This window comes from Nostoc sp. CCY 9925 (genome assembly GCF_963920935.1).
Classification (GTDB): domain Bacteria; phylum Cyanobacteriota; class Cyanobacteriia; order Cyanobacteriales; family Nostocaceae; genus Nostoc.
The window spans coordinates 23,124-48,323 of record NZ_CAWUDO010000035.1 but is presented as its reverse complement, the minus strand read 5'-3'; the positions used below and the strand labels follow the sequence as shown (position 1 = coordinate 48,323).

Sequence of the window (25,200 nt, the reverse complement as noted above, 5' to 3'; positions counted from 1 at the left end):
AAGCTTATTTATAGCAGGCAAGAGGCTTAAAAAACAATTGCGTTTTTAATATCATCAATCAATTCATCAATTCTGGATTTAGTTGTATTCCAAGAACATACAAAACGGACTCCTCCCACACCGATAAATGTATAAAATTGCCATTTTTTAGCTTTTAAACTATGAATAACTTGTTCGGGTAATTTGACAAATACTGCATTGGCTTCTCTAGGAAACATCAAGTCAACGCCTTCTATATTTAATAGCTGATTTTCTAAATATTCAGCACATTGGTTGGCATGTCTAGCATTTTTTAGCCAAGCACCAGTTTCTAATAAACCCAACCAAGGAGCAGAGATAAACCGCATTTTTGAGGCTAGTTGACCTGCTTGCTTACACCGATAATCAAAATCCTCTGCTAGTGCCTTATTGAAGAAAATAATTGCTTCACCTAATGCCATTCCATTCTTAGTACCACAGAAACACAACACATCCACGCCAGATTTCCAAGTAATCTCAGCAGGACTTTTATTTATCGCGGCAACTGCATTGGCAAAACGAGCGCCATCCATGTGAATCTTTAAGTTATATTTTTTCGCAACTTCTTTAATTTGTAGAAGTTCTTCAATAGAATATAAAGTTCCTAATTCAGTTGATTGTGTAATGCTAATAACTTTAGGTTTGGGATAATGAATATCATTACGCCGAGTGACAACTGCCTCTATAGCTTGTGATGTTAACTTGCCATTTTTACCTTGAGCAAGTAGCAGTTTAGAACCATTAGAAGCAAATTCTGGTGCGCCACATTCATCTGTTTCGATGTGCGCTGTTTCATGACAAATAACACTATGATATGACTGGCAAAGTGCAGCTAAAGATAAAGAATTTGCTGCTGTACCATTAAAGGCAAAAAATATTTCACAGTCAATTTCAAAGAGTTCCCGAAAATAATCTGCGGCTTTTTGAGTCCATTCATCATTTCCATAGGCAGGAACGCTACCCTGATTAGCCCTAATCATATATTCCAGGGCTTCTGGACATATACCAGAGGAATTATCACTTGCAAATTGTTCTGAGTGGGTAGTCATTATCTCTCAGTTGATTTTTATCAGTATTTTTTCCAATGTTAGTGAATAATTTTGCCACCTGCCAACTTAAGATTTTTGATTATACAAGGGTGCTGTTAGCGGATAGCTATGGTTGAGCCAGTGCTTGATGCCTCAGTTGAATCATTGCTTTGCTGATGTGATGTCCCGAGGAAACTGGAGTCTGGGTTTGTCGTTACTGAGATATTCAATTACTTTGGGGCGTTCAATTACTACGGTGTCTTCGTCAACCCGACGTTGAGGTATTTTGCGATGTTAAACTTTTTAACTGAATATTGTGCTAAAAAAATAAAGTTTGCTAATTAGAATGTTAATCATACAGCGATCGTCTACTACACAATCCCCTATCAATAACTATGACATCACTATTGGGCATATTTGTCCTTTGTGATTTGTCAGGCAATTTTCGATTTTGCGAAAAGTTTGAGCGGAGGTTTCCTCTGAACAAAGCTTTTGAAGACGGATTTAAGATTTTCGATGGACTAACGGATCAATCCGCTTGCTCTGTACAATCAAGGGATCATTAGTAATTTGTCCTCTCTTACAAAGTTCTGTTCGCTGGATACCGCCGCTCAGACTTTGCGCTTTGTCATTTATCCATCGTCCGTTATCATTTGTCAATTAGCAATAACTAATGACTAATGATCAATAGCTAATGACTAATGACCAATAACTAATGACTCATGACCAATAACTAATGACTAATGACTAATGAGCAATGACTGAACCATTAATTGAACTCAAAAGTGTTTCTAAATCTTTTGGTAGCCATAAAGTTCTAGATAACGTAGATTTGACAATTTACCGGGGAGAAGCACTAGGAATTATTGGGCCATCGGGGACTGGTAAATCGACAATTTTACGAGTGATAGCGGGGTTACTAGCTCCTGATGAAGGAGAAATTTATGTTCAAGGAGTGCGACGAGAGGGTTTGATTGAGGATGGCGGCGAGTCGGTTGGTATTGGTATGGTGTTTCAACAAGCAGCATTATTTGATTCGCTGACGGTGGAGGAGAATGTGGGATTTTTACTTTATCAAAATTCAAAGTTACCGCGATCGCGCATTCGAGATCTGGTAAAAGAAAAATTGGAAATGGTAGGCTTGGCAGGAATAAGCGACCTTTACCCAGCCGAACTTTCCGGGGGAATGCGAAAACGAGTCAGTTTTGCCCGTGCGATTATGGCTAACCCTGATAATCCAAAAGAAGGAGCAGAAGTTTTACTCTACGATGAACCAACAGCCGGACTCGATCCCATTGCTTCAACAGTAATAGAAGATTTAATCCGCAGTTTGCAATGTACACATGGAGTCTGTAGCACTTATGCTGTTGTTACCCACCAAGATAGTACTATACGCCGTACAACTGATAGACTTATATTTCTCTATGAAGGTAGAGTACAGTGGCAGGGCACAGTTAGTGAAATATACAGCACAGAACATCCTTTGATCAAACAATTTATTAGTGGAAGTGTCAAAGGACCGATTCAGGTCGTCGGTTAAAAAGTTAGGAGTTAAAAGTTAAAACTTAAGAGTGAAATTCAACTCCTGACTCTTAACACCTAAGCCTTAACTCCTAACTCTTAACTTATAACTAATTATTGGATGGAGGGAAAAATGCGAGGTTTAATGACAAGCCGCTTCGCGTCTGGGCGAACATTTAGAGAAGGTTCTGTGGGATTGTTATTCCTGCTAGGGCTAGGAGTATTTGGAATACTCTTCCTGTGGATAAATAGATTAAATGCTACTAGCGGTACATACAAAGCTATTATCGAATTTGCTAACGCTGGAGGAATGCAAAAGGGAACGCCAGTTCGCTATCGTGGCGTTAAAGTAGGAAATATTTCCCAGATAAAACCAGGAGCAAATGTCATCGATGTCGAGATTCAAATTGTCCAAAGAGACCTGATTATTCCCCGCGATGTAGTGATAGAAGCTAATCAAAGCGGACTAATTAGCGAAAGTATTATTGACATCACACCAAAAACAACTCTTCCTGCTGGGGTTGCGATCGCGAAACCTTTAGAGAAAAATTGTAATTCGAGCCTGATAATTTGTAATGGCTCTCGGTTAACAGGTCAGGTTGGTATCAGTGTTGATGAACTAATCCGTAGCTCAACTGAACTAACTAATGTATACAACAATCCAAAATTTTATAAAAATGTCAATGGAGTTTTGGAAGCCACGACAGTCGCAGCAAGCAGTTTCACAGATTTAAGTCAGGATTTAAAAGCTTTGACAAAAAGCTTGCGGCAACAATTAAATGCATTTTCAGCTACTGCTAATTCAGTGCAGCGGGCAACTAACGAACTTAATGTATCCGCGACTGAAACAGTAAATCAATTCGGCAACACTGCAATTCAAGCGAATCGATTGCTAAACAACCTAGATAATTTGTTGACAACAAATCGTTCTTCACTGGTTGGTGCGCTGAACAATATTACCGAAACCAGCAATCAATTACGTGTTACGGTTAGTAGCCTATCACCAGCTGTCAATCGCTTGACTAAAGGAGAATTACTAAACAATTTAGAAGCCCTATCTAACAATGCGGCACAAGCTTCAGCTAATTTACGTGATGCTTCTAAAACCTTAAACGATCCAAAGAATATTGTGGTATTGCAACAAACTTTAGATTCAGCACGGGTCACTTTTGAAAATACGCAAAAAATTACATCTGATTTGGATGAATTGACAGGCGATCCTACGTTCCGACAAAATCTTCGGCAACTCGTAAATGGTCTAAGTAGTTTAGTATCTTCTACACAACAGATGCAACAGCAAGTCCAGGTTGCTACTACTCTAGATTCGGTAAAAACTGCTGTGAACAAACCAAATAATATAATTCGTCCGCCAGTAGTAATTCAAGAGCAAATGTCTGATAAAAAACCGCTTTTGAAGTTGACTTTACCAAACATAGAATCTCAGAAAAATCCTAACGTTTATGCAATTAACGAACCTCCAAATCTTCAGACTAGCACTACGAACCCTGAATTAATCCCTAATCAGTCTATCCCTAATTCATCCCAAGAAAACCTCTTGAAACAACTGCGAGAATATAGCAAGCAACGCGAAGAATTGAAGACAGAAAAATAAGCAACTATAGCAATAGTCATTGCTCATTTTAAAATAACTAATGGCTCATTGCGAAAGTGATTCCTCTGTCAACAATTCTGATGGTGGTTCAGCTGCAACTACATTCTCGGAATCACCAGGTTTAGAAAAACCCTCTGCTGCATCTTTAATAAAACCAGCTACAGGTACGGCAATTACCAAACCTAAAACTCCACCAATATTGGTGCCGATAAGCAGAGCAATTAATACCCATATTGGTCGAATGCCAGTAAATTTACCTAAAAGACGAGGTGCGATCGCCTGATCGATTAACTGGTCAATTACCACAGCTAGCACAAAAACTTTCACTGCTAACCAAAAGTTATGTGAGGCTATGATTAAAGTTATTACAACAAGACTAACGACATCACCAAAGGGAATTAAACTCAACAGCCCAACCCCCAAACCAAATAGTAAAGCAAACTGGACTTGAAAAATAAAAAATACTAGTGTTTCTGAAACTCCCATCAACAAAGCTAAAGTCCCCTGACCAATCAAGTAATTTTGGAAGTTTTGCTGAATCGACTGGCTGACTTTATGAGCAAAATTTCCAGGTAATCTATTAAATAATCCTTCCCAAATTCTCGGCCCATCTAACAATAGATAAAAAGCCAGCACTACAATAATTAGTGCCTCAGATATATTATCAATTGTATCAATAATAATGCTTAAAAGTTTGTCTGAAATAAACTCTAATTCATGGGGCAATTGCTCAGTAAATTGTGTTAATAATTGTCTGAAATTTACATTTAATTTATGGCTAGAAAACCACTGACTTAAAATCTCTAGTTTTTCTTCGCTAGAATCAATCCATTGAGGAAGGACTTTAGCCATCTCATTAAATTGCTCTAAAACAATAGGTAATAAAATAATACCCAAAGCTACAAAAATTACTGATGCTATTATAAAAACTAAAGCTACTGCATAGGTGCGTTTAACACCTTGCCGTTGAAGAATGGCAACAGGGAAGTTTAAAATGAATGCCAGTAAAGTAGCTAATAAAAGAATTGTCACTACAGGTTGCAAACTTTGAAAAAGCCAGAATGCTAGCCAAATATTGAGAAAAACTAAAGGAAATAGCAGCGTCAAAATTAACCATCTAAGTAGTTGATTGAGCGAAAAATTCATATTTAATCAATTTGGTAAAACAACAAAATCTTTCCCGACTCTCCTCAACCGTTAGTCCAATCCTAACTTTCAGTAAAAGCTAAAAATTGCTCATCATTTATTCTTCCTGCTTGATAGAGAGTATTAGTAATTTCCGAAATAGTTAAAACTGCGTGACCGCGATAACCATTTTGCTGTAACCTATCTTTCACACCTTGTTCGTGGTCAATAAATACTACAATGTCATTAACATTTAATCCTGCTGATTCTAACTTTTCTGCTCCTTCCATCACACTTTTACCACTGATGAGAATATCATCAACTACGACAACTGTTTCGCCAGAATGAAAATTACCCTCAATTACTCTTCGAGTTCCGTGGGCTTTTACTTCTTTGCGAGGAAAAATCATCGGACAATTAAGGCGTAAAGCCAAACCAGTTGCAGTTGGTAAAGAGCCATAGGGAATACCAGCTAACCTATCAAAATTGAGATGCTTCAAAATCTCCTCGTAAGCAGTCAGAACTTGATTGAAAACTTGGGGATTGGAAATAATTTTGCGTAAATCGATATAGTAAGGAAATACGGCTCCCGATGCTTGGACAAAGTTACCAAACATAATGCAATCAATGTCATAAAGTTGTAAAATCAAATCCTGTTGGGGATGCTGATTTAGCAAACAAACATCAGGAAACCACACAGAACAAGTAGAATTTTCATGAATAATTTCAGTTTTTATTTGATTAATTTCTGCGCGTAAAGATTGAATTTCCTCAGATAATTCTGGGCTTCCCAACATATCTTGAGGAACAGGAATCAGCAAACCATCACCGTTAGTATTCAAGCCTACTTCTAAAATTTGCCTCAGGTTTGTCTCCTCTGCCCAAATACTACGCGCCATGATAATTCTTTCAGGAGCAACTGCTCGAATAAGTGCCAAAACTTCAGAGTTTGTAGTTCCCACTTCCAAACCCAATTGTTCTGGGGTTCCCCAATTTTTGGATTCTTTTACTATTTGCAAATAAAGAGGTGATTCCTTTGTTGGATACTGCTGTAAAGCTTCTGCGCCTGGATTAGAAGTACAGCATAAAATAAACACTGCTTTATCAGGATAGACCAAAAAAGGTACTACATGATCTTGTCCTGTATAGGGACTAAGAGTGATTGCATCTACTTGCCATTGTGTAAACACAGTACGAGCAAAAATGCTACTTGTATTTAAGTCACTGTGTTTGGCATCTAAAATAATTGGGATGTGAGATGGAATAGCTGCTAAAGTTTTGTGCAGTAGTTCTAAACCTGGAATACCTAACGCTTCATAAAAGCCAAGTGTCGGTTTATAAGCACAAACAAAATCAGACGTTTCAGAAATAATGAACTGTAACCACTCCCATAAACCAGCAATGATATCTTCAGATTCATAACGAGTAGGCATCATCTCTGGATTAGGATCGAGTCCTACAAATAATAAGCTTTGATTTTGCAAAATTTGTTGATTCAATTTATCAAAAAAGTTCATATTTTTCGGTTTTAAAAAAGGATAAATTATTTAAATGACAAACATAATACTTTTTACCATCATGTAATAAAGATACAGAAAATTCGTAGAAAATTATATATTTAGCAATTTGTAATTTTATTTATTGTAAAAGTTAAACTCCTAACTCCTCACTCACAACTATCTAAATTCCTGCAAACCATTCGTAACCTTGATCCTCCCAATAGCCTTTAAAAGGCGATAAATAACTTGTTAGTGTAATTTGAGTCACCCATTTACTTTGCTTGTAACCCAGTTTAATTGGTGAAGCTAAACGCAAAGGCGCACCATTTTCTACTGGCAAAGTCTCACCATTTTTTTGATAAGCTAACAAAGTTTGGGGATGTAACGCTGAAGCGATATCCCAACTTTCATAGTAGCCATCAGCTGATTTAAAGTAAGCATATTGGATATTTGGCTTAGGTTGAGCAAGGGCAATAATTTCTTGCAAACGTACACCACCCCATTGAACGATCGCAGCCCAACCTTCCACACAAATATGGCGAATAATCATAGAAGTCAGCGGTAAACCTTGAATTTCTCTCATGCTGAGGTTAAGAGGATTGTTAACCTCACCATCAACAATTAAACGATATTTTTCTAAATCAATAATTGGATTATATCTAAAGCTATTAACTATTAATGCTTCTGGTTCAATTTCACTTAAAGAAAATTCTGGTACAAGCTTTTGCGGTTGAAATATTAACTTTTCTACCTTCTGATTAAGTGGTTCAGAAATTTTACCGACAACATCTTCAAATATAGGTGTTCCACAGCCACCAATAAAAAAACTTACGCCGGAAACTCCAGATATTTGTAAAAATTTGCGGCGTGATAATTGCGGAGGTTTGACGCGAAATAAGTTCATACTTCAAAAGTTAATATTTGTCATTTGTCCTTGGTCTTTTGCAAATGATTAATGAACAATAACCAATGACAATCTTTACAAAAAGTATTGCAATAACTCAGTACATTAGCTTGTACAGAATTTTAGCCTGATTTGGTACTAGTTTTTTACAAAGTTCCAATAACAAGCAGTGGCGCGAAGAATTACTACAACTTCCGCTATGTTCCTCTAAAAGGAGGATTCAAGTATTGAATATGACTTGTACAATATCTTTTATGCTGATGGCAGTTGAATATTTTTGACGAATAAGCTTTGTAAGCGGTGGATTTGAGCGCCTATTTGGTACAGTAAATCGCCTTTGCCTAATAGATAAGCTGCTGCTGTTTGTTTTCCTCCCAAGACAATAGCTGAGTCTGCTTCACTGGCGGTACGCAGAGCAACTCGTCCTGGTAAGTTTGAGCGAATTATTGGTGTAACAACTTTGGCTTCTGGGCGTTGAGTGGCAATAATTAGATGAATTCCAGCGGCTCGTGCCATTGCTCCGAGTCGTTTAATACTTTGTTCTAGTGATATGCGGATTTCTTTTTCTGCCATAAAGTCGGCATATTCATCAAAAATGCAGACAATACGAGGTAAAATCTGAGTGGAGCGTTGGTTGTAAGTACTTAAATCGGCACACCCAGCTTTTTCAAAGTGATGGTAACGCGATTCCATCTCTGCGACTAATCCATCCATCAGTTCGATCGCGCGATCGCTATCTTTAACAACTGGTGAATATAACCAAGGCATTTTCTCAAACTCTGGAAATGTGACTCGCTTGGGGTCAACTAGGGCTATTTTCAGATGTTGCGGAGAGTGACGATTCAGGAGACTGAGAAGGAGCGATCGTAAAAATTCACTCTTCCCACTACCAGTTGTACCACCAACTAAAAAATGACAAGTATTCGCATCAGATAAATCAGCTTCTATCAACTCTCCTTCGATACTCACCCCAATCGCAATTTTTACAGGTATCGTTGGAGGTAAAAATTGCGGCTGAATATACTTTTCAAAACTCGCAATTTGCCGATCTGGACGAGGTAAATCAACACTTACATAACCAGCTTGTGGCGCAATTAACGGCGGATTTGCTAACCCCATCTGCACTTGTAAATCCGCTGACAACTTCAAAAGCGCATTAACTTTCACGCCTAGATGTGGTTTGAGTTTCACTCGAATAAAAGCCGGCCCAACAGCAGCACCGTGATAATCTACACTAATACCAAATGATTGCAAAGTAGTAACCAACTCTTCACCAATCGCATCAGCATTAACAGAATTTGTTCTTGTGGGGTGGGCATCTTGCCCGCCATTCTTCTTATCTTTAGATGGTAAACTAGACGAAACAAAAAAATTTTGACATTTCTGCTGCTGCGGACAAATTTCACACAGATAAGGCTGAGTTGTTGGCGGTGGCGAATTGGGATGAGGTGGTTCCCAAGTCAGCCATTGCTGCATCTGGTGTAATTTATAGGGAATCAATTGATGCACTGTATTTTCTAACTGTTCCCAAGAATATTGATACTCTTTAAACTCTGGCAAAACACAATAAACTGCCGAATCAACTGCTACTTTTTTCTGATGCCAAAGCATATAACTATAAAGAGCAACTTGAGCCAATTGTGCTGATGGGTCTACTGGCTGATAAGTTTTAAATTCAAGCACACACAAACGCTTAACTTCAAAATTATAGACCAAGCAATCAAATTCACCTCCTACCCTTTGCTGTGTGCCATCAGGTAATTGAAAATAATGCTCAAGCTTACGTTCTTGAGAAACAAAAGTGTTGCGAATAACTGCTTCTGCACTACAATAACGTCGATTAACAACAAGTAATTCTGCAAAGCGTCGGATTAATCCTTGTAATCCTTGCCAAACTTTGTACAGTGGTTGTGCTGCACTTGCATCTTGTTCAATAGCTTTTTCTAGATAAGTAGAAAATTTAATTTCATAAAAAAGCTGTTGCAGAAGAGAGGCAATTTCGTCTATGTTTAATTGAGATGTACTAGTTTTGAATATTTCTGTAAATCTTGATTCGCTAACAGCTAATTTAATAAAAATATCAGCCAAATTATGAAAACTATTACCAATACCAATTTGATTATTTTGTGGTGTAAATAAAGTATTACCGCCAAATTTTTGATGTAAATAAAATAGCCGAGGACATTCAAACGCAACTCTGACTTTAGTAGCTGTTAAAGATGTATTTTTTGAATCATCAGGCATAATATTAAAAATATTAGTTACAAAATTAGGGCTAGAAATTTCTAATAAACGGCGATGAACAGTAGCCAAATAAACTGTATCCATTGCTGCATAATGTAGCTGCTTCTCACTCAAAGGACGCTTTCCCCAGTCACTTCTACCTTCTTCTGAATCGACATGAGAAAATTGGCAAAGTTCGGCTGCTAAAGTTTTCAGCTTTAAATTCGATGTTTGTAACTTTTTGAGGGTAATCTTTCTTGCTAACTTCAGGGTACAGGTAATATTTTGTGCTGATTTTTCACCCAAGTACTTTAAATCAAAACTTGCATTATGAAATACCTTCTCAATTTGCGAATTAACCATAATTTGCTGAATAAACAATGCAATCAAATCAGGTTTATTCAACACATCGAAAACATAAGCAAAATGTCCTGTAGAATCTGTGGGTTCTGCTAATATCTGAATTAATGATAGTTTGGGATATGGAGTATTCCAGTTAGCTACTTCTGTATCTAGCCATAGCACTTTAGCCAAGGCGAATTTTGCAATTTGTGTCTGTATTTCAGCAGCTTGTGTTAGGTAGTGCATTGGCTAAAATTTAATCAACAGCTATCTATGAGCTATTAAACAAATTAATTGGTCTTGTAGTTTGGCTTTCGTGTCAATAATTTTCACTTTTCTTTCCTGACATAATAGATCAATTAAATGCCGAGTATCAGTTTCTTCAACAAAAGTAAATCGACTACTAGCCTCCTTAATTAAACTTGGTACTCCCATAAATATTTGAGTTTTTACTAAATTTAATAAAAAATCTTTGACTTCTCGCAAATCTTTAGTTCTCGGATCTGGAGCGGGTTTTTGCTTAGTAACAATTCCTAAATTTTGCAATAAAGTACATTGTTCCAAAATTTTCGACTCCCGAATTAAAGATTGTAATACTGGTAAAGATATTACTTTACCAGCAACAACTAATTCCTGAGCCTGTGCAGAATTAACTAAGCTATGGTATGTCACTAAGTAGTGAACTGAAGCAAGATTTGGTTTAATGTGAATATGCTTAGTGCCAGTGAAAATCTGACTATAGATTTTATATCCAGCGAGTTTTGCATTTCCTACACTTCCAATTCTAATGAGATATAAGCTTTGACACAGATTTTGTTGAATAGTTTTTTGACAAGCATTCATCACATTAAAAAAACTTCTCATATTACCATCTTCTGTCCAGACTATTCCTATATTTTCTCGTTTAGATGGCAGTTGATAACTTAGTGAATAGCTTGCAAAAGTACCGTTGATAAGCTTAGATTTAATTGCCTGTACTTCTAATGCTTCTAAAGCTTCTTGCACCATTTTGATGAGATCGGGTGCTGCTAAAAGAGATATTTTATCTATCTTACTCTGAACTTTTTTATATTCTTGCTGCCACAGTAATTGAAATTCAGCTTGTTCTTTTTCTTGTTCAGTAAGTAGAGGCTTTTTATCCGGTATGTTAGGGTGATCAATCAATGAAAGTTTATATTCTTGATACTCTAATCTGCCAAGAACAAACGCATTTCTTGGCATAGTTTTACCGCCAGGAAAGTTTTCCTCTAACAATTGTCTATTCAAAGGAAAAATAGGTAAATCAGGTTTAGGATTAGCTTCTTGATGTAGAGGTTGTAACCTGTAAGCCCAAAGTGCTTCTGCTTGAGTGAAATCAATGGATTTTAGTGATATCAATCGCTCTATTCTGGCTTTGTCTGACTGTTGAATGTAACGGTAACTTTGCTTCCAACCATTGGTAACTATACTGATAATAATGAGAAAATTTTTCAGATTTTCGCTGTGGATAGTAGTATTAATATTAAATAAAGCTTGAGGATTAGAAGGCCAACTTGGCAGTGTTTCAACTTGGTCAAAGCATAAAACAATCGGTTGAGTTGCAGTAGATATTTTACCAAAATTAGCTAAAATATTCTTTGCTGCGTCTTCTGCATCAATGCAGTGTCTAAGTCTCAAAGCTTGCATAGATTCTTCGCTTAAATTATCTCCTCTTAACCATTCACAGGCTAAAGGGTACAGTTCTGGATCTGTGAGATCGTGTAACACTCCAAAAAAAACATCAGGATTGTAGATACCTGCTTTTAAATAGGTCTTTTTGAGATGATTAATAAATTTTTGGCGATCGCCTAATAATAATTGCCAAAAGCTATCATTAAAAAGCTGCTTTTTCAGATTGGTTTTTGTGAAAACAGATAAATTTTTCAGCCACAGTATTAACTGAGACTCTTCCTGTCCTTCTGGTACTTGAATTAAACTATCAACTGTATTCCTTAGCAGATGACGCCACATATAATCGTTATCAACCCAAGGTCCTATATAAGCAAAAAAGGCTTTTGAGTTAAAGGTGCGTTTTAGTCTACTTAAAAGATAGCTTTTGCCAGAACCAGCATCACCTACAAGTAAAACAGTACGACTACGATTATCTCTAGCTACTAAATCAAGAAATCCTTCAATTTCTGTTATTGCCTCTTGATGAATTGACTCGACCACAGACTCTAATTCTTGATTTTGACCCCAAAAATTACCCGTCTTCAAATTTACTAGGTCAAACGGGTTAACCTCGCGTTTAATAATGTCGTTGATAGATGCCATAATTAATTCGGATAATTGAGCAAACTTAATGTTGAGGAAAAAAGTGTCTGTATTGTTAGTTCACAGTGATAAAGAAAAGCGAACCACCCACCTTTTGTAAAATTCCAGCATCAATTTGTTCTGGAGTGTAGGGTGTCGGATCTAATAGAGAACTCAAATCAATTTGATCGCTCCCTTGCAAACGATATAAAGCTTTATCTAATTCATCCCGTGACAATGGCGGTTGTAATTTCTCCCGCAGATTGAAAATAGGCAAATAATTGTCAGTACCCAATTCTCGGTCTAATTTCTCAATAATTTGTAAAATTTCTTCATCACTGATTTGTTTATCAGCGGTATTGACGCTAGGTAGCGCAGTAGAAACTTCCTCTGGCTTCATGCGCAGAGTTTTTCGTAAAAAGCGTAGGTAATTACCTAGAAGTTCTAAGCTAATGGCAGGTTGAACACCTTTGTTAGGGTTATAGTCATCCCGTAAATACTCAATTGCTCTTTTAGTCAGCCAAACTTCAGCTTTAGATTTTTTAATTCCTTTCTCAACTTCAATCAAACCACGATCGCTCAACACCTGTAATATCTCATCTCGTTCCGCAGCTTTTTTGGCTGAAGTGATTTTGCTGGGAGCGATTTTACCGGAAGCTTTAGCGATTTGCTCTAGTACCTTGAGTTCTTTGTCTGCAATGGGTACTTGGGCTGGATCTTTGAGTACCGCTTGACCAGGCGGTAAAATTTTAACTGTGGTAATCTCGCGGGTATAGTCTACCAGTTCGCGATCGCCCAATGCTTTACAAATTTTATTTCTCTCGGTTTTAAAACTATCAAAGGCCTTAAGTTCTGCTCGATAATCATTAAATCCCAATAACTTTAAGACAAACTTTAACTCTTCAGTTTCCATGCTGGTAGTTTTACCTGTATAATCAGCAATACTGTAGCTCGAAGATAAAAAATTTACACAAGTTTTATCGTAGCTATAATTAGTGCGAATGACTACAGGTTGTTAAAGAATGTATTACAACCAGCATCTAGCTAAATAGTTGTTGTGGGCTAAGCTTTGTGTAGTAGCGACTTCTAGTGAGCCAATCCTTTCAAAACTTGATACTCCGCAGACTCCACAATTGGATAAAATTTTCCCACTGCTTGGACGAACTTTGCTTCAATAGCTTCTAACTCTTGTTCGGGTATAGCGTCCAAGTGTTCAAAAGTTTCCCAACGAATAACGAAAATAACTTCTGAGGGGTCGTTGGGGTTGAGCCAAACCTCTTTACCCAGAAAACCAGGATACTCAGCTAGTGCTGTTGTCCAAATTTCTGCATCTTTCTGGATAAAATTTTCCTGTAAATCAGGGGCAACTTTAAACTTGAGGAGTTCTATAACCACATCCATTGATGCCTGTATTCGCTAATTTGCCAGAATAGAGTTGTAGGCTAGAGTAACTACGCTTTTAGCATAGCTCGATCGCGTACACTCAGGAGCTAAGGTCGGGTGTTTGAAATAAATTTAAGAGGATACGGAGTATGGACAGCAACAACTGGTTGCAACAACTAATGATGATGGGTATTGGCACAACGTCTATAGTGGCAGAAAAATTGCGGCAAGTCAGTGATGATTTGGTCAAGGATGGTAAACTCAATCCTGAACAAGCCAAAGCAGTTATAGATGATATTGCCCAGCAGTTAAAGTCGGAGCAAGGAAACTGGGACGTCCAGATGCAACGGCAGATGCGAAATATGATGCAGGATTTGGGGGTGGCTCGTCAGTCGGAAGTGGACGAACTTCGGGGTAGAATTGATCGTTTAGAGCGTCAAGTGCGGGATTTAGAAAATAAGCTTTGGCGCTAGGTAGCCGTTTCTGATTTAAACTAAATGTGTTCTGTTGGTAATGTTTTGACCAGGCTACCTAAGTAGGGAGAACTGAATTTTGAAAGCAATTTTCCTGAGTGTGGCGTTCATAGCGGTGTGTGTTGTGCTTTTGGTTGTGGGGCAAGTAGGCAGTAAACAGAATACTGCCATTGCTGACCAATTAACCTCAACGCCGCCAGCGCCCACAATTTTAACTGAAAACAATATCTTAATTGCGAGTGATACTATGTCTGATGCCAATGCCGTCACTACCTCCTCTGGATTGAAGTACGTTGAGATAAAAGAGGGAACTGGGGCGACTCCTGAACGTGGACAAACGGTAGAGGTTCACTATACCGGCACTTTAGAAGATGGTACTAAGTTTGATAGTTCACGCGATCGCGGTCAACCTTTCAAATTTAAAATCGGCGTCGGACAAGTAATCAAAGGTTGGGACGAAGGACTTAGCACAATGAAAGTAGGCGGTCGTCGTAACTTAATCATCCCGCCAGAGTTAGGTTATGGCCCGCGTGGTGCAGGTGGCGTAATTCCACCCAACGCTACGTTGCTGTTTGATGTGGAATTGCTAGGAGTTAAGTAGAAATTGGGCATAGGGCATGGAGATAAATAGCAATACTCCATGCTTTATTTAAATCATTTTATTAAAAACTATTTGGTCAAACTAAGTTTTTGAACCAGGTAAATAATTATTGTTGGAACCTTGCAAATAATTATTACTAGAACCAGGTAAATAGTTATTTTGTCGAGCTAGATTCTTAAACTTTGTAAACTGTGGATCGAATAAAAGCTTAATAGTACCTGTTGGGCCATTACGGTGTTTAGCTACAATTACTTCTGCAATTCCACGATCGGGACTATCAGAATTATAATAGTCATCGCGGTATAACATGATTACTAAATCTGCGTCTTGTTCAATACTTCCACTTTCACGTAAATCTGACAACATTGGGCGTTTATTAGTACGAGATTCTACACCTCGACTCAATTGAGATAAAGCAATAACTGGTACAGCTAATTCACGCGCTAAACCTTTAAGTTGACGCGTAATTTTTGATAATTCTTGTACGCGATTATCGCCTGCTCCTTCCATTAATTGTAAGTAATCTATTACAACTAATCCTAATTCAGTTCCCTGTTCTGCTTGCAGTCGCCTTGCTTGACTACGAATTTGTGTAACTGTAATATTCGGCGTATCGTCAATATAAATTGGTATCTCGGAAAGGACACCAATAGCACGGCTTAAAGGTTCCCATTGTGTTTGGCTAAGGCGTCCACTCCGCAGATAACCACTTTCAATTTGTGCCTCACTAGCTAAGAGACGTTGTGTCAGCTGTTCTTTAGACATTTCCAAACTAAAAACAGCAACTGGTAATTTATAAGAAGCGGCAATATTATGAGCAAGGTTTAAGCAGAAGGCCGTTTTTCCCATTGCAGGCCTAGCAGCGACAATAATCAAATCGGAACGTTGAAAGCCACTGGTCAGGGCGTCTAAATCGTAAAATCCGCAGGGAATTCCAGGTAAGGCGATGCCTTGATTTCTATCTTCAATATCCTGGAAATTATTAATTAGAGTATCAGCAATATGAACTAAACCTGATTGGGGACGTTCTTGAGTAACGCCAAAAACTTTCTGTTCTGCTTGGTCTAAAACAACTGGTAATTCGGTTTCTGTTTCGTAACCGAGATGCACAATTTCATTGCCAGCTTTAATTAATTGTCGCCGCAGGTATTTTTCCATCACTAACCCTGCTAAGGCGTCAATGTTCACAGCTGAAACTGTACGGTCTACCAAAGTTGCTAATTTATTTCGGCCACCAATGCGAGTCAGTAGATCGTGGTCAGTCAGCCAACTTGTAACAGAGAGCAAGTCTGTGGGTTTGCCTTGTGCGTGGAGCCTGACTGCTGCTTGATAAATATCTTTGTGAGCGCTGATATAAAAGGCTTCGGCAACGAAGCGATCGCTAACTCGACTAATCGCCTCTGGATCTAGCAAAATACCCCCCAAAATCGCTTCTTCCGCCTCAATATTTTGGGGTGGTAAGCGATCGCTACCATCGCCTTTAAAACTCAGTTCTTCAGCCATAAAACGATTTTAGTTTTGAGATGAAAGCTAGTTGGGAGTTAGGAGTACAGACGCGACGCCAGTCGCTACAACGGGGAGGCAGCCGTGTGGGCGGGTTTCCCGACTTTAACGGACTGCCCTGGGAAAATACGCAAGGCGCTGGCTTATTAACCGCGTCTCTACAACAGTTAGGTGTTAGGAGTTATTTATTGTCCCCATCTCCCTCATCCCCCGCTTAACTTAACTAGCCACGACTTGAATATCAATTTGCGCTGTTACTTCCGAAAACAGCTTGATTTCAGCTTGATAAGTGCCAAGATGGTTAATATCGGGAATGGTGATACCACGGCGATCTACTTCTTGACCGGTGGCTGCCTTAATTGCGTCTGCAACATCTTGAGCAGTAATTGTACCGAAAATAGCTTCGTTTTCACCAACTTGCTTGGGAATTGTCAAGCTGCCAACTTTTTCTAGAGATTCCTTTTGCTCAACAGCTTGTTGCTTGAGTTCTAATTGCCGTTGACGTTCTTGTTCCCGACGGCGTTCTACTTGCTTGAGAATACCAGGAGTGGCATGGGTAGCCAATTTCTGAGGAATCAGATAATTACGAGCGTAGCCAGGAGCTACTTCCACTAAGTCGCCAGATTTGCCCAGCTTGCTGATATCCTTATTTAAAACTAACTGCACGCGCTTCGCCATCGTTTTTCGTTTTTCCTGTAAGATATGATTAATTTGGGTTTCGCCAGAATAGTTCACAATGTCAATGCTGTATTTCCAGCGGCTTTGCCAATACCCTAAAGCTTACAGATCCTAGCGAAACGCAGGGGGCGATCGCAACTATTCGCCTTAGAAAGTTGAAGAAATGGGGCATAGGGATGAGGGAGCAGGGGAAGCAGGGGGAGTAAGAATAACTAATGCCCAATGACGCCACTTGCTTCAAGTCGGCAAAGCCGCCCAACGCAGTGGCTCCCCAATGCCCAATGCCCAATAACTAAAAGTTATCTCTCATTTCCCTGATACGTGCAAAGGTTTGGACTGCATTGTTCCTGTTAACAGCTGATTGTAATGATGGGTGATCCCAACGTAAAAAGGGATTGGTGCGCTTCTCGACTCCCAGTAGTGAGGGTATGGTAGCTTCTCCTCGATTCCGATAAGCTTGGACTTGCTCGAAGTACTTTTGTAAGTCGGTGTTGTCGCCGTCTAGATTTAAAGCAAATTTCAGATTTCTGAGGGTGTATTCGTGGGCGCACCAGACGCGTGTATCATCGGGTAATGAGCGAATTTTGCTTAAAGAATCCACCATTTGTGTGGGTGTTCCTTCAAATAACTTACCGCAACCTCCAGAAAATAAGGTATCGCCACAAAACAATTCGCCTGTCTCACCAGGTTTTTCGGGAGGAAAGTAGTAAACAATGTGAGCGCGGGTGTGTCCGGGAACAAAGATGATTTGAGCTATGCGGTCTGCAAACTGCACGCGATCGCCTTCTTGCAAAAATACCCGTTGTCCGGGAATTCTACCACGATCTTCGCCTCCCCCATAAACTATGAGTTGCGGAAATTGTTCCATTAACCGCTTGTTACCACCAACGTGATCGTTATGATGGTGTGTATTGAAAATTGCTACCAACTCAGCTTTTAGTTCTGCCAGTTTCTTTAATACTGGTTGAGCCTCCGCTGGATCGACAACAGCGGCGATGTTTTGTTTGGAGTCGTGTAACAAAAATATATAGTTGTCTGAGAGTGCTTCCAGACGGATTACCTGCATTACCTCTGTCTCCCTTACAACATAAATGTTTAGTATTGAGTAGCAATCCTACATTTAAGTAAGTAATAATACTACTTATACAAGCTATATCAAGTATTTATACTTGATTCATGATAGCTCTAGTACAATTTTAACTATGATAATATACAACCGTACTTTTACGGTAATTATACTTAAATAAAGCCAACTTCAGATGAATTAATCAGTAAAATTTCTCTGGGAAAATCTACAAATTCAAAGTTAGATTTAACTGATTATTTTTGGTTGTTAAAATTAATAAATTGTCAATTTTAACTTTAAATTTTGCCAATTCGTATTCTAATTGTATTTAGCTATAACGACATTTAGAGTAAAGTTCCCTGAGATAATTTCCAGAAAATGAATAACAAGTAATAATCATAATTTAGTGAAATTATGCCAACAGAAACTAGAGGCTTTATTACAATTTTAACTGGGCTTTATCCTTTTCAAGATTGTATTCATTTCTTAGCTGCGGTTAGAAAGTTTCATCAGGAACCAATAATTATTTTAATTGACCAAGTTCCACCAGTTCTCTATCCTTTGCTCAAGGCTTTCAAAAATGTAATTTTAAAGCCTGTCCCTACGAATAAAAATACTGTTTTAGCATCACGGCAAGCAAAGCTGGCTCTCTATGCTGCCTCGGAATTTGATAGAACTATTTACCTAGATTCAGATATTTGCTTGCTTTCCGATATCAATGACGTATTTGAGTATATGGATGAATATGATTTCTTATTAACTGAAGATGTGCAACCTTCTATTGTTAAAGCAACAAATTTATTGCGTGGCAAACAAGAAGAACTTTTGCCGCATGTTTTACCAATTTTACAATCTGTAGGATTACCTTTGCAAGCAGATAGCGTGCAATATAATGGCGGTTTTATCGCTTTTCGTAAAGCAGAAATCAACAAGGTATTTTTTGATAAATTTCAATATTATTTTGAGATTGTCAAAAATAATCAAGATAAATTGCTTTTAAAAGACCAAGGGGCTTTTGCTTCAGCGATCGCATCTGTCCGCCCTCATATGAAAATATTACCGCCTACCTATAATTATCTCAGTAAATGGCAGGATGCTTATAAAGTTGAAGATCAAATTAAAGTCCTTCACTGTACCTATCCTTACCGCCCCCAGTATGCTAAAAATATTACCCGTTCCTTATACACAAGGATTTTTGATAGATTGGCTAAAGTATTTTTACCGAATCAAGTTACAAATCCCTGGCGTACTAAATAAAAATTAGTAAAAAAATAGTGAAAAAATTTTCAAAGATATCCCTGTTGGTTTCAGATTTATCGAGTGCAGCTATTTTACGTGCATACTTGATAGCAACAGCCCTAATAAATTTAGGATATGAAGTTGAAATTATGGGGTTTTTATTTGGAAATAATTTATATCGAAATTTACCACCAAACTTAAAAGTTTACAATTTACCAGGTAAAAATTTTCCTGATTTTTTTGGACAAGTCCACGAATTTTTACCCAAAATTACAGGAGATATAATTTATGCTATCAAACCCCAAACAGCGAGTTTTGGAGTTGCCATACTCAAGAAAATATTCAGTAAAAAGCCATTAATTTTAGATATAGATGATTGGGAAATGAGTTGGCATGGCGGCGATGATTGGCGTTATCATCCTGAACCCAAACAATTAATAAGAGACTTGTTAAAATCAGACGGCGCACTGAGAAATCCTCATCATCCTTTGTATGTTAAATGGATGGAAGGTTTGATAAATCAGGCTGATGCTGTGACAGTGCATACTAAATTTTTGCAGCAGCGGTTTGGCGGTGCATTTGTTCCCAATGGCAAAGATACTTCTTTATTCGATCCGGCTCAATATGATGCTGAATCAAGTAGAAACCGTTATGGTTTATCCGAATATCGAGTTTTAATGTTTCCTGGTGCGCCAAGACCTTATAAAGGATTAGAAGATGTTCTCACCGCCCTTGATAAAATTAATCAGCCGGACTTGAGATTGGTGATTGTAGGTGGTAGTCCTTATGATGATTACGATCGCCAGCTTCAACAACAATGGGGACGTTGGATTATCAAATTACCAAAGTATCCAGCTGATGTTATGCCTGATTTAGTAGCAGCTGCTCACATTGTAGTTGTTCCCCAGCGAAATACTCCAGAAACTCGCGCACAATTTCCTCTGAAGTTGACAGATGGAATGGCAATGGCTAAACCTATATTATCAACGCGTGTTGGAGATATTCCCGAAATTGTAGCTGATACTGGTTATTTAGTTGAGCCTGCTTGTCCCGAACAACTTGCTGAAAAAATTCAATTTATTTTTCACAATTTAGAGTCAGCAAACCAGCAAGGTATTAAGGCAAGACAAAGATGTGTGGAACACTATAGTATAGAGGCTATGGCTTCTACACTCAAGTCAGTAATTGCCCAGTTGTGAATCATATTAATCAAAATACCCCATGTCTACCAGAAAACTACTACTAAGATTCGCAAAACCGTATCCAGGTTTGATTCTGCTGACAATATTGTTAGGATTTTCTGGAGCTTTATTTAATGGTATTAGCACAGCTTTAATTGTGCCGATTGTTTTAAAAATTGTTGGGCAAGAAGTAGATTTAACTACGGCGCCTCCCATCCTCAGCAAGATGATATCTCCGTTTGATAATGCTCCAGAAAATTATCGTATAGGGATAATGGCTGGGGCAATTATATTCACAATTATTTTAAAAAATTTAGCTACTTATGCTAGCGCATTAGCATCAAGTTCTCTCACTCGCAAGCTAACAGCGGATATGCGAGAAACGGGATTAAAACTATTACTAGAAATTGATATAGATTATTATGCCAAAACCAAGGTTGGTGATTTAATCAACCGCCTGGGTGGAGAAATTGGACGTGCTGCCAGCGCTGTAGGTAGTACTGTCAAAATAGTGATTTTGGGAATCACAATTTTAGTTTTTGTGGGTTTATTACTCTCTATTTCTTGGCAGTTGACTATTGCGGCTACGCTTTTATTATCGTTAGTGACTTTAGTAAATCAGTATACTATTTCTCGTTCTAAAATCTTTGGGAAGATGCTGAGTGAAATGTCGAAAGCATATTCAATTTCTGTGCTAGAGACTTTGAACGGGATTCGGTTAGTTAAGGCTACAGGAAATGAAGAAAAAGAATATCAACGGATTAAAAAATTAATCCGCGATCGCGAAAAAGCAGATTTCCAATCTCAGGTTAATTCAGAAGCAATCACACCCATAGGTGAGGTAATGGGTATTACAGCTTTGCTGCTGATTGTAATTTTGAGTAAAACCTTTTTTGCTAATGAAGTTTCTTCACTTTCTACCGTACTTTTGACATATTTATTAGTGTTGTTGCGAGTTTTGCCATTACTTTCTCAGTTAAATACTATTCGCAGCAACTTTGCCAGTACCGCCGCTAGTGTGGATGTGGCAAATGAATTTTTAAGTTTGGATGATAAGCCATTCATGGGCAACGGTAAGCTTACCTACACAAAATTACAAGAGGGAGTATCTTTTAATTCTTTGTGCTTTGCTTATCCTGGTCATGAAAAGTTAGTTCTCAAAGATGTAAATTTATATTTACCGCGTGGCACAACTTTAGCATTAGTAGGCGGTTCTGGTGCTGGAAAATCGACGGTAGCAGATCTTTTGCCGAGATTTTACGATCCCATCGCTGGTGCTATTACCATTGACGGCATCGATTTACGGCAATTTGATGTGGTATCCCTGCGTAGGCGCATGGGAATTGTTAGTCAAGATACCTTTCTGTTTAATGATTCAGTAAAAAATAACATCGCCTATGGGTGCCCTGAGGCGACAGATGATGAAATTATGACAGCCACCAAGCGGGCGAATGCTTATGAATTTATTAGCAAATTGCCTCAGGGATTTGACACATTAATTGGCGATCGCGGCGTGATGTTATCTGGGGGACAAAGGCAAAGATTAGCGATCGCCCGTGCATTAGTGCAAAATCCCGAAATTTTGATTTTAGATGAAGCCACCAGCGCTTTAGACACCGTTTCCGAACGTTTAGTGCAAGCTGCACTCGATGAACTCAGCCGCGATCGTACCACGTTAGTAATTGCTCACCGCCTTTCCACAGTCCAAAAAGCCGATCAAATTGCCGTATTAGATCAAGGACGAGTAGTAGAAGTGGGAACCCATGAACAACTTTTACAAAAAGGTGGTTATTACTCACGCCTCTATTCAATGCAATTTGCCGAACGTCCTGAAACTGTTACCAAACAAAATCAAAGCTTACTCCGCATCTCTCACGAAATTCGGACACAATTGAACTCAATGATTGGATTTTTGCGTTTGTTACTTGATGATTTGGTAGATGATGCCGAAGAACGGCAAGAATTAATTGAAGATTCTTACAAATCAGCTTGGAGAATTCTCAATACCATTGATATTTTTGATGATGTTATTAACTCGCAAATCAGAGGGCAAATTCTTTCAATTTCTGACCAGAATCAAAATGTTATCAGTAGCCATTATCAAAATTTTAATCAAATATCAGCCGAATTTCGGACTTCTCTGAATCTCATTCTTAGCTCTCTCCGCTCTTTATCTGATAATTTAATTTATAGCCTCGAAGAACAAATTCAATTTCTCTCTGAAAGTTACGAATCTGCCATATATCTAATTAATAACTTAGAAAAATTTGAGGATAGTATTAACGCCTAAAATTATGAAAAATACTAATAACAAAAAACACTATATTTACTTCATTGGTGATGAATTACCCCAGCCAGAGGCTCATTTAGTGCAATCTACAAACGCTGCTAATGCTGCTGCTAACTTGGGTTACTCCACAGTTTTGGTATACTTCGACAAGAAAGTAAATCCCAAAAACCTAGTTAATCTGGCGCGTCCTTTTCAACCTAAAAAAACACCAACAGAACTTATTAAGTATTACAACCTCCATGACAAATTAAAAGTTGCGCCCTTACCCATGCCTTGGCCAATTGACCATTTTCCCAGCAAATTCACAGATTCTAACACCATTGCCTGCAAATATTATTTACCGTTTCATATACTTCCAACTACCAAAATCGTCCATAGTCGCAACTGGAATTTTGTCAAAGCTGCCATTAAAAATGGTGTTCCAGCCATTTACGAACATCACCATCACGAAGAAAAGCCATTCGACCCAGAAATAGTCAACAATCCGCTGTTACAAATTGCCGTCACAGTTGTAGAAACTATCCGGGAAAGCATGATTAAAAATGGTATGCCACCAGAAAAAGTAATTAGGCTACACAACGGTTTTAATCGCTTATTCATGGAAAGACAACCAGAAAAAGCAGCAGAATGGCGTCAAAAGCTCTTGCGAGATGAAAGTCAAAAATTGGTAGTTTATGCAGGAGCCATACAGCAATTTAAAGGTATTGATGTATTAATTGATGTAGCTCAAGAAATGCCAAATGTGCAATTTGTCTGTGCAGGTGGTAAGCCAATAGAAGTCGAACATTATCAGCAATTAATCCAAGAAAAACAGGTTCACAACATTAAATTTTTGGGCTATATCCTACATCACGAATTAGCATCTTTGCTACAAGCAGCCGATGTTTTAGCTCACCCCCATTGTTCAGGAAAAGCTGCAACTTTCACATCTCCCTTAAAATTGTTTGACTACTTCGCCTCTGGAACTCCCATTGTCGCCACAGAAATTCCATCATTAACTGAATTTCAAAATACCCAAGCCATAGCTGCTTGGTGTGAACCAGATAACCCCAACAAATTCGCCGAAAGTTTGAAGCGAGTCTTAGAAACTCATCCCCGAAAAATAGAAGGTTATCCAGATAGCATCGAATTTGTCAAACAATTTTCTTGGGAAAATCGAGCTGCAAAAATCCTCAGTTACGTTGATGAATCTCTACTTCCCCCACTACAAAAAACCACATAAACTCCTCATTCTCTCTGCGCCTCTGCGTGAATTAAAAAATCCTTATTTTCAAATAAAAAACACCATGAAAACAGTAGGAATGATTAGCAGCTATCGAGGGTTAGAAACTAGAGCCGATTGGCTTTGGCAACAAACCCCGCATCAATTTGGAATTTGGGGCAATATGCAAATGCAAGCAATAGCAGCAAAACCTGATTTTCTGCTAATGTATCAATTTGATTTTCCCCAACCAGCACCGAAACAATCTTGGTTAGATAGCTTACGCAAACGCCAGCAAAAATCAGTCGTCAATGTTGATTCTCTACTGCGTGGTGTTTCCAAAGAACGGATTATTTATTTACTAAGAGAACCGCCTTTAGACGAAGTTTTAGAAATAACTACACAGAATTATCAAGAAGCCCAGAAATATTGTGGCTACATTTCTGGGCCTGATGATTTTGCCCCTACTCCAGATTATATGCCTGCTATTTGGTATCATTCAAATACATTTCAAGATTTGAATGAAATGCCACCTCCCCAAAAAGTTGCCCCATGTAGTTGGATTACTTCAGGAATTAACCGTACAGCCAATCATCGCCAACGTTTAGACTTTTTACAATCCCTACAATCGAGTGGTATTAAGTTTGATTTGTATGGGCGCAATTTACCACAATGGGCGAACAAATCGGGAGAATTGGGTAATAAATGGTATGGCATGGCGCCATACTATTACAATTTAGCAATTGAAAACTATGCTGATAATAATTGGTATGTAAGTGAGAAACTTTGGGATAGTTTGCTTGCTTGGTGTTTGCCAATTTATTATGGTGGCCCAGCTGCTGATAAATTATTGCCACCGGGGAGTTTTTTAAGATTGCCCAGTTTAGATGAAAAAGGCATTGCTTACATCCAAGAAGTCACAGCAACACCTGATGCTTGGTATCAGGCTAAAGATGCGATCGCTGAAGCACGTCAAATCATCTTACACAAACTAAATCTGCTTAACTGGTTGTCAGACTTTGTTGTTCAACACTCATAAATT

General features: G+C 38.3%; 21 protein-coding genes. 10 read left to right on the top strand and 11 right to left on the bottom strand.

What is annotated here, in order from left to right:
* Window positions 1–26: 26 nt before the first annotated feature.
* The gene (locus ACM0OY_RS18790) at window positions 27–1,067 is read right to left on the bottom strand and encodes a low specificity L-threonine aldolase (RefSeq protein WP_414570366.1); all 1,041 of its coding nucleotides are present in this window, start codon (window positions 1,065–1,067) and stop codon (window positions 27–29) included.
* 736 nt (window positions 1,068–1,803) lie between these two features.
* On the opposite strand from ACM0OY_RS18790, the gene ACM0OY_RS18785 reads away from it, so the two are divergent.
* Window positions 1,804–2,586 carry an ABC transporter ATP-binding protein gene (locus tag ACM0OY_RS18785; RefSeq protein WP_414570365.1) on the top strand — a complete coding sequence of 261 codons (783 nt, stop codon included), beginning with the start codon at window positions 1,804–1,806 and terminating at the stop codon, window positions 2,584–2,586.
* Between the two features lie 114 nt (window positions 2,587–2,700).
* A complete protein-coding gene (locus tag ACM0OY_RS18780) occupies window positions 2,701–4,179 on the top strand; it encodes an MlaD family protein (RefSeq protein ID WP_414570364.1) in 1,479 nt (492 codons plus the stop codon).
* A gap of 45 nt (window positions 4,180–4,224) precedes the next feature.
* Here ACM0OY_RS18780 and ACM0OY_RS18775 read toward each other — a convergent pair whose 3' ends face one another.
* The 7 genes from ACM0OY_RS18775 to ACM0OY_RS18745 all read right to left on the bottom strand — a co-directional run bounded on the left by ACM0OY_RS18775 (window position 4,225) and on the right by ACM0OY_RS18745 (window position 13,938).
* Complete coding sequence (locus tag ACM0OY_RS18775; protein WP_414570363.1) at window positions 4,225–5,325, bottom strand: AI-2E family transporter; 1,101 nt, start codon at window positions 5,323–5,325, stop codon at window positions 4,225–4,227.
* Between the two features lie 62 nt (window positions 5,326–5,387).
* Complete coding sequence (locus tag ACM0OY_RS18770) at window positions 5,388–6,821, bottom strand: bifunctional orotidine-5'-phosphate decarboxylase/orotate phosphoribosyltransferase (protein ID WP_414570362.1); 1,434 nt, start codon at window positions 6,819–6,821, stop codon at window positions 5,388–5,390.
* A 163-nt stretch (window positions 6,822–6,984) separates the two neighbouring features.
* Window positions 6,985–7,707: a molybdopterin-dependent oxidoreductase gene (locus ACM0OY_RS18765; RefSeq protein ID WP_414570361.1), complete on the bottom strand. Its 723-nt coding sequence runs from the start codon at window positions 7,705–7,707 to the stop codon at window positions 6,985–6,987.
* Between the two features lie 252 nt (window positions 7,708–7,959).
* Complete coding sequence (locus ACM0OY_RS18760) at window positions 7,960–10,518, bottom strand: DNA translocase FtsK (RefSeq protein ID WP_414570360.1); 2,559 nt, start codon at window positions 10,516–10,518, stop codon at window positions 7,960–7,962.
* Between the two features lie 21 nt (window positions 10,519–10,539).
* Window positions 10,540–12,564, bottom strand: a complete 2,025-nt coding sequence (locus tag ACM0OY_RS18755; RefSeq protein WP_414570359.1) for an ATP-binding protein — start codon at window positions 12,562–12,564, stop codon at window positions 10,540–10,542.
* A 55-nt stretch (window positions 12,565–12,619) separates the two neighbouring features.
* Window positions 12,620–13,456: a transcription factor RcaD gene (locus tag ACM0OY_RS18750; RefSeq protein WP_414570358.1), complete on the bottom strand. Its 837-nt coding sequence runs from the start codon at window positions 13,454–13,456 to the stop codon at window positions 12,620–12,622.
* 173 nt (window positions 13,457–13,629) lie between these two features.
* Window positions 13,630–13,938 (bottom strand): TIGR03792 family protein, encoded by a 309-nt coding sequence (locus tag ACM0OY_RS18745; protein WP_414570357.1) that lies wholly within the window; start codon window positions 13,936–13,938, stop codon window positions 13,630–13,632.
* Between the two features lie 137 nt (window positions 13,939–14,075).
* On the opposite strand from ACM0OY_RS18745, the gene ACM0OY_RS18740 reads away from it, so the two are divergent.
* Window positions 14,076–14,399 (top strand): phasin family protein, encoded by a 324-nt coding sequence (locus ACM0OY_RS18740; RefSeq protein WP_414570356.1) that lies wholly within the window; start codon window positions 14,076–14,078, stop codon window positions 14,397–14,399.
* A gap of 79 nt (window positions 14,400–14,478) precedes the next feature.
* A complete protein-coding gene (locus ACM0OY_RS18735; RefSeq protein ID WP_414570355.1) occupies window positions 14,479–15,000 on the top strand; it encodes an FKBP-type peptidyl-prolyl cis-trans isomerase in 522 nt (173 codons plus the stop codon).
* Window positions 15,001–15,081: 81 nt separating this feature from the next.
* Here ACM0OY_RS18735 and dnaB read toward each other — a convergent pair whose 3' ends face one another.
* On the bottom strand, window positions 15,082–16,503 hold the full coding sequence (dnaB, locus tag ACM0OY_RS18730; protein ID WP_414570354.1) for a replicative DNA helicase: 1,422 nt from the start codon (window positions 16,501–16,503) through the stop codon (window positions 15,082–15,084).
* 20 nt (window positions 16,504–16,523) lie between these two features.
* Between dnaB and ACM0OY_RS18725 the strand changes: the two genes are divergently transcribed.
* Window positions 16,524–16,721 carry a hypothetical protein gene (locus ACM0OY_RS18725; RefSeq protein ID WP_414570353.1) on the top strand — a complete coding sequence of 66 codons (198 nt, stop codon included), beginning with the start codon at window positions 16,524–16,526 and terminating at the stop codon, window positions 16,719–16,721.
* A gap of 1 nt (window position 16,722) precedes the next feature.
* Here ACM0OY_RS18725 and rplI read toward each other — a convergent pair whose 3' ends face one another.
* Window positions 16,723–17,181, bottom strand: coding sequence for a 50S ribosomal protein L9 (gene rplI / locus ACM0OY_RS18720; RefSeq protein ID WP_414570397.1), 459 nt, complete (start codon window positions 17,179–17,181; stop codon window positions 16,723–16,725).
* 292 nt (window positions 17,182–17,473) lie between these two features.
* Window positions 17,474–18,247, bottom strand: a complete 774-nt coding sequence (gene gloB, locus ACM0OY_RS18715) for a hydroxyacylglutathione hydrolase (RefSeq protein WP_414570352.1) — start codon at window positions 18,245–18,247, stop codon at window positions 17,474–17,476.
* Between the two features lie 414 nt (window positions 18,248–18,661).
* Between gloB and ACM0OY_RS18710 the strand changes: the two genes are divergently transcribed.
* From ACM0OY_RS18710 to ACM0OY_RS18690, 5 genes are all read left to right on the top strand, one after another.
* The gene (locus ACM0OY_RS18710; protein WP_414570351.1) at window positions 18,662–19,504 is read left to right on the top strand and encodes a hypothetical protein; all 843 of its coding nucleotides are present in this window, start codon (window positions 18,662–18,664) and stop codon (window positions 19,502–19,504) included.
* A 17-nt stretch (window positions 19,505–19,521) separates the two neighbouring features.
* Window positions 19,522–20,685, top strand: a complete 1,164-nt coding sequence (locus tag ACM0OY_RS18705; RefSeq protein WP_414570350.1) for a glycosyltransferase family 4 protein — start codon at window positions 19,522–19,524, stop codon at window positions 20,683–20,685.
* Between the two features lie 22 nt (window positions 20,686–20,707).
* On the top strand, window positions 20,708–22,957 hold the full coding sequence (locus ACM0OY_RS18700) for an ATP-binding cassette domain-containing protein (protein WP_414570349.1): 2,250 nt from the start codon (window positions 20,708–20,710) through the stop codon (window positions 22,955–22,957).
* A gap of 4 nt (window positions 22,958–22,961) precedes the next feature.
* On the top strand, window positions 22,962–24,179 hold the full coding sequence (locus ACM0OY_RS18695; RefSeq protein ID WP_414570348.1) for a glycosyltransferase family 4 protein: 1,218 nt from the start codon (window positions 22,962–22,964) through the stop codon (window positions 24,177–24,179).
* 64 nt (window positions 24,180–24,243) lie between these two features.
* On the top strand, window positions 24,244–25,197 hold the full coding sequence (locus tag ACM0OY_RS18690) for a glycosyltransferase family 10 domain-containing protein (protein ID WP_414570347.1): 954 nt from the start codon (window positions 24,244–24,246) through the stop codon (window positions 25,195–25,197).
* The last annotated feature ends 3 nt before the right edge of the window (window positions 25,198–25,200 follow it).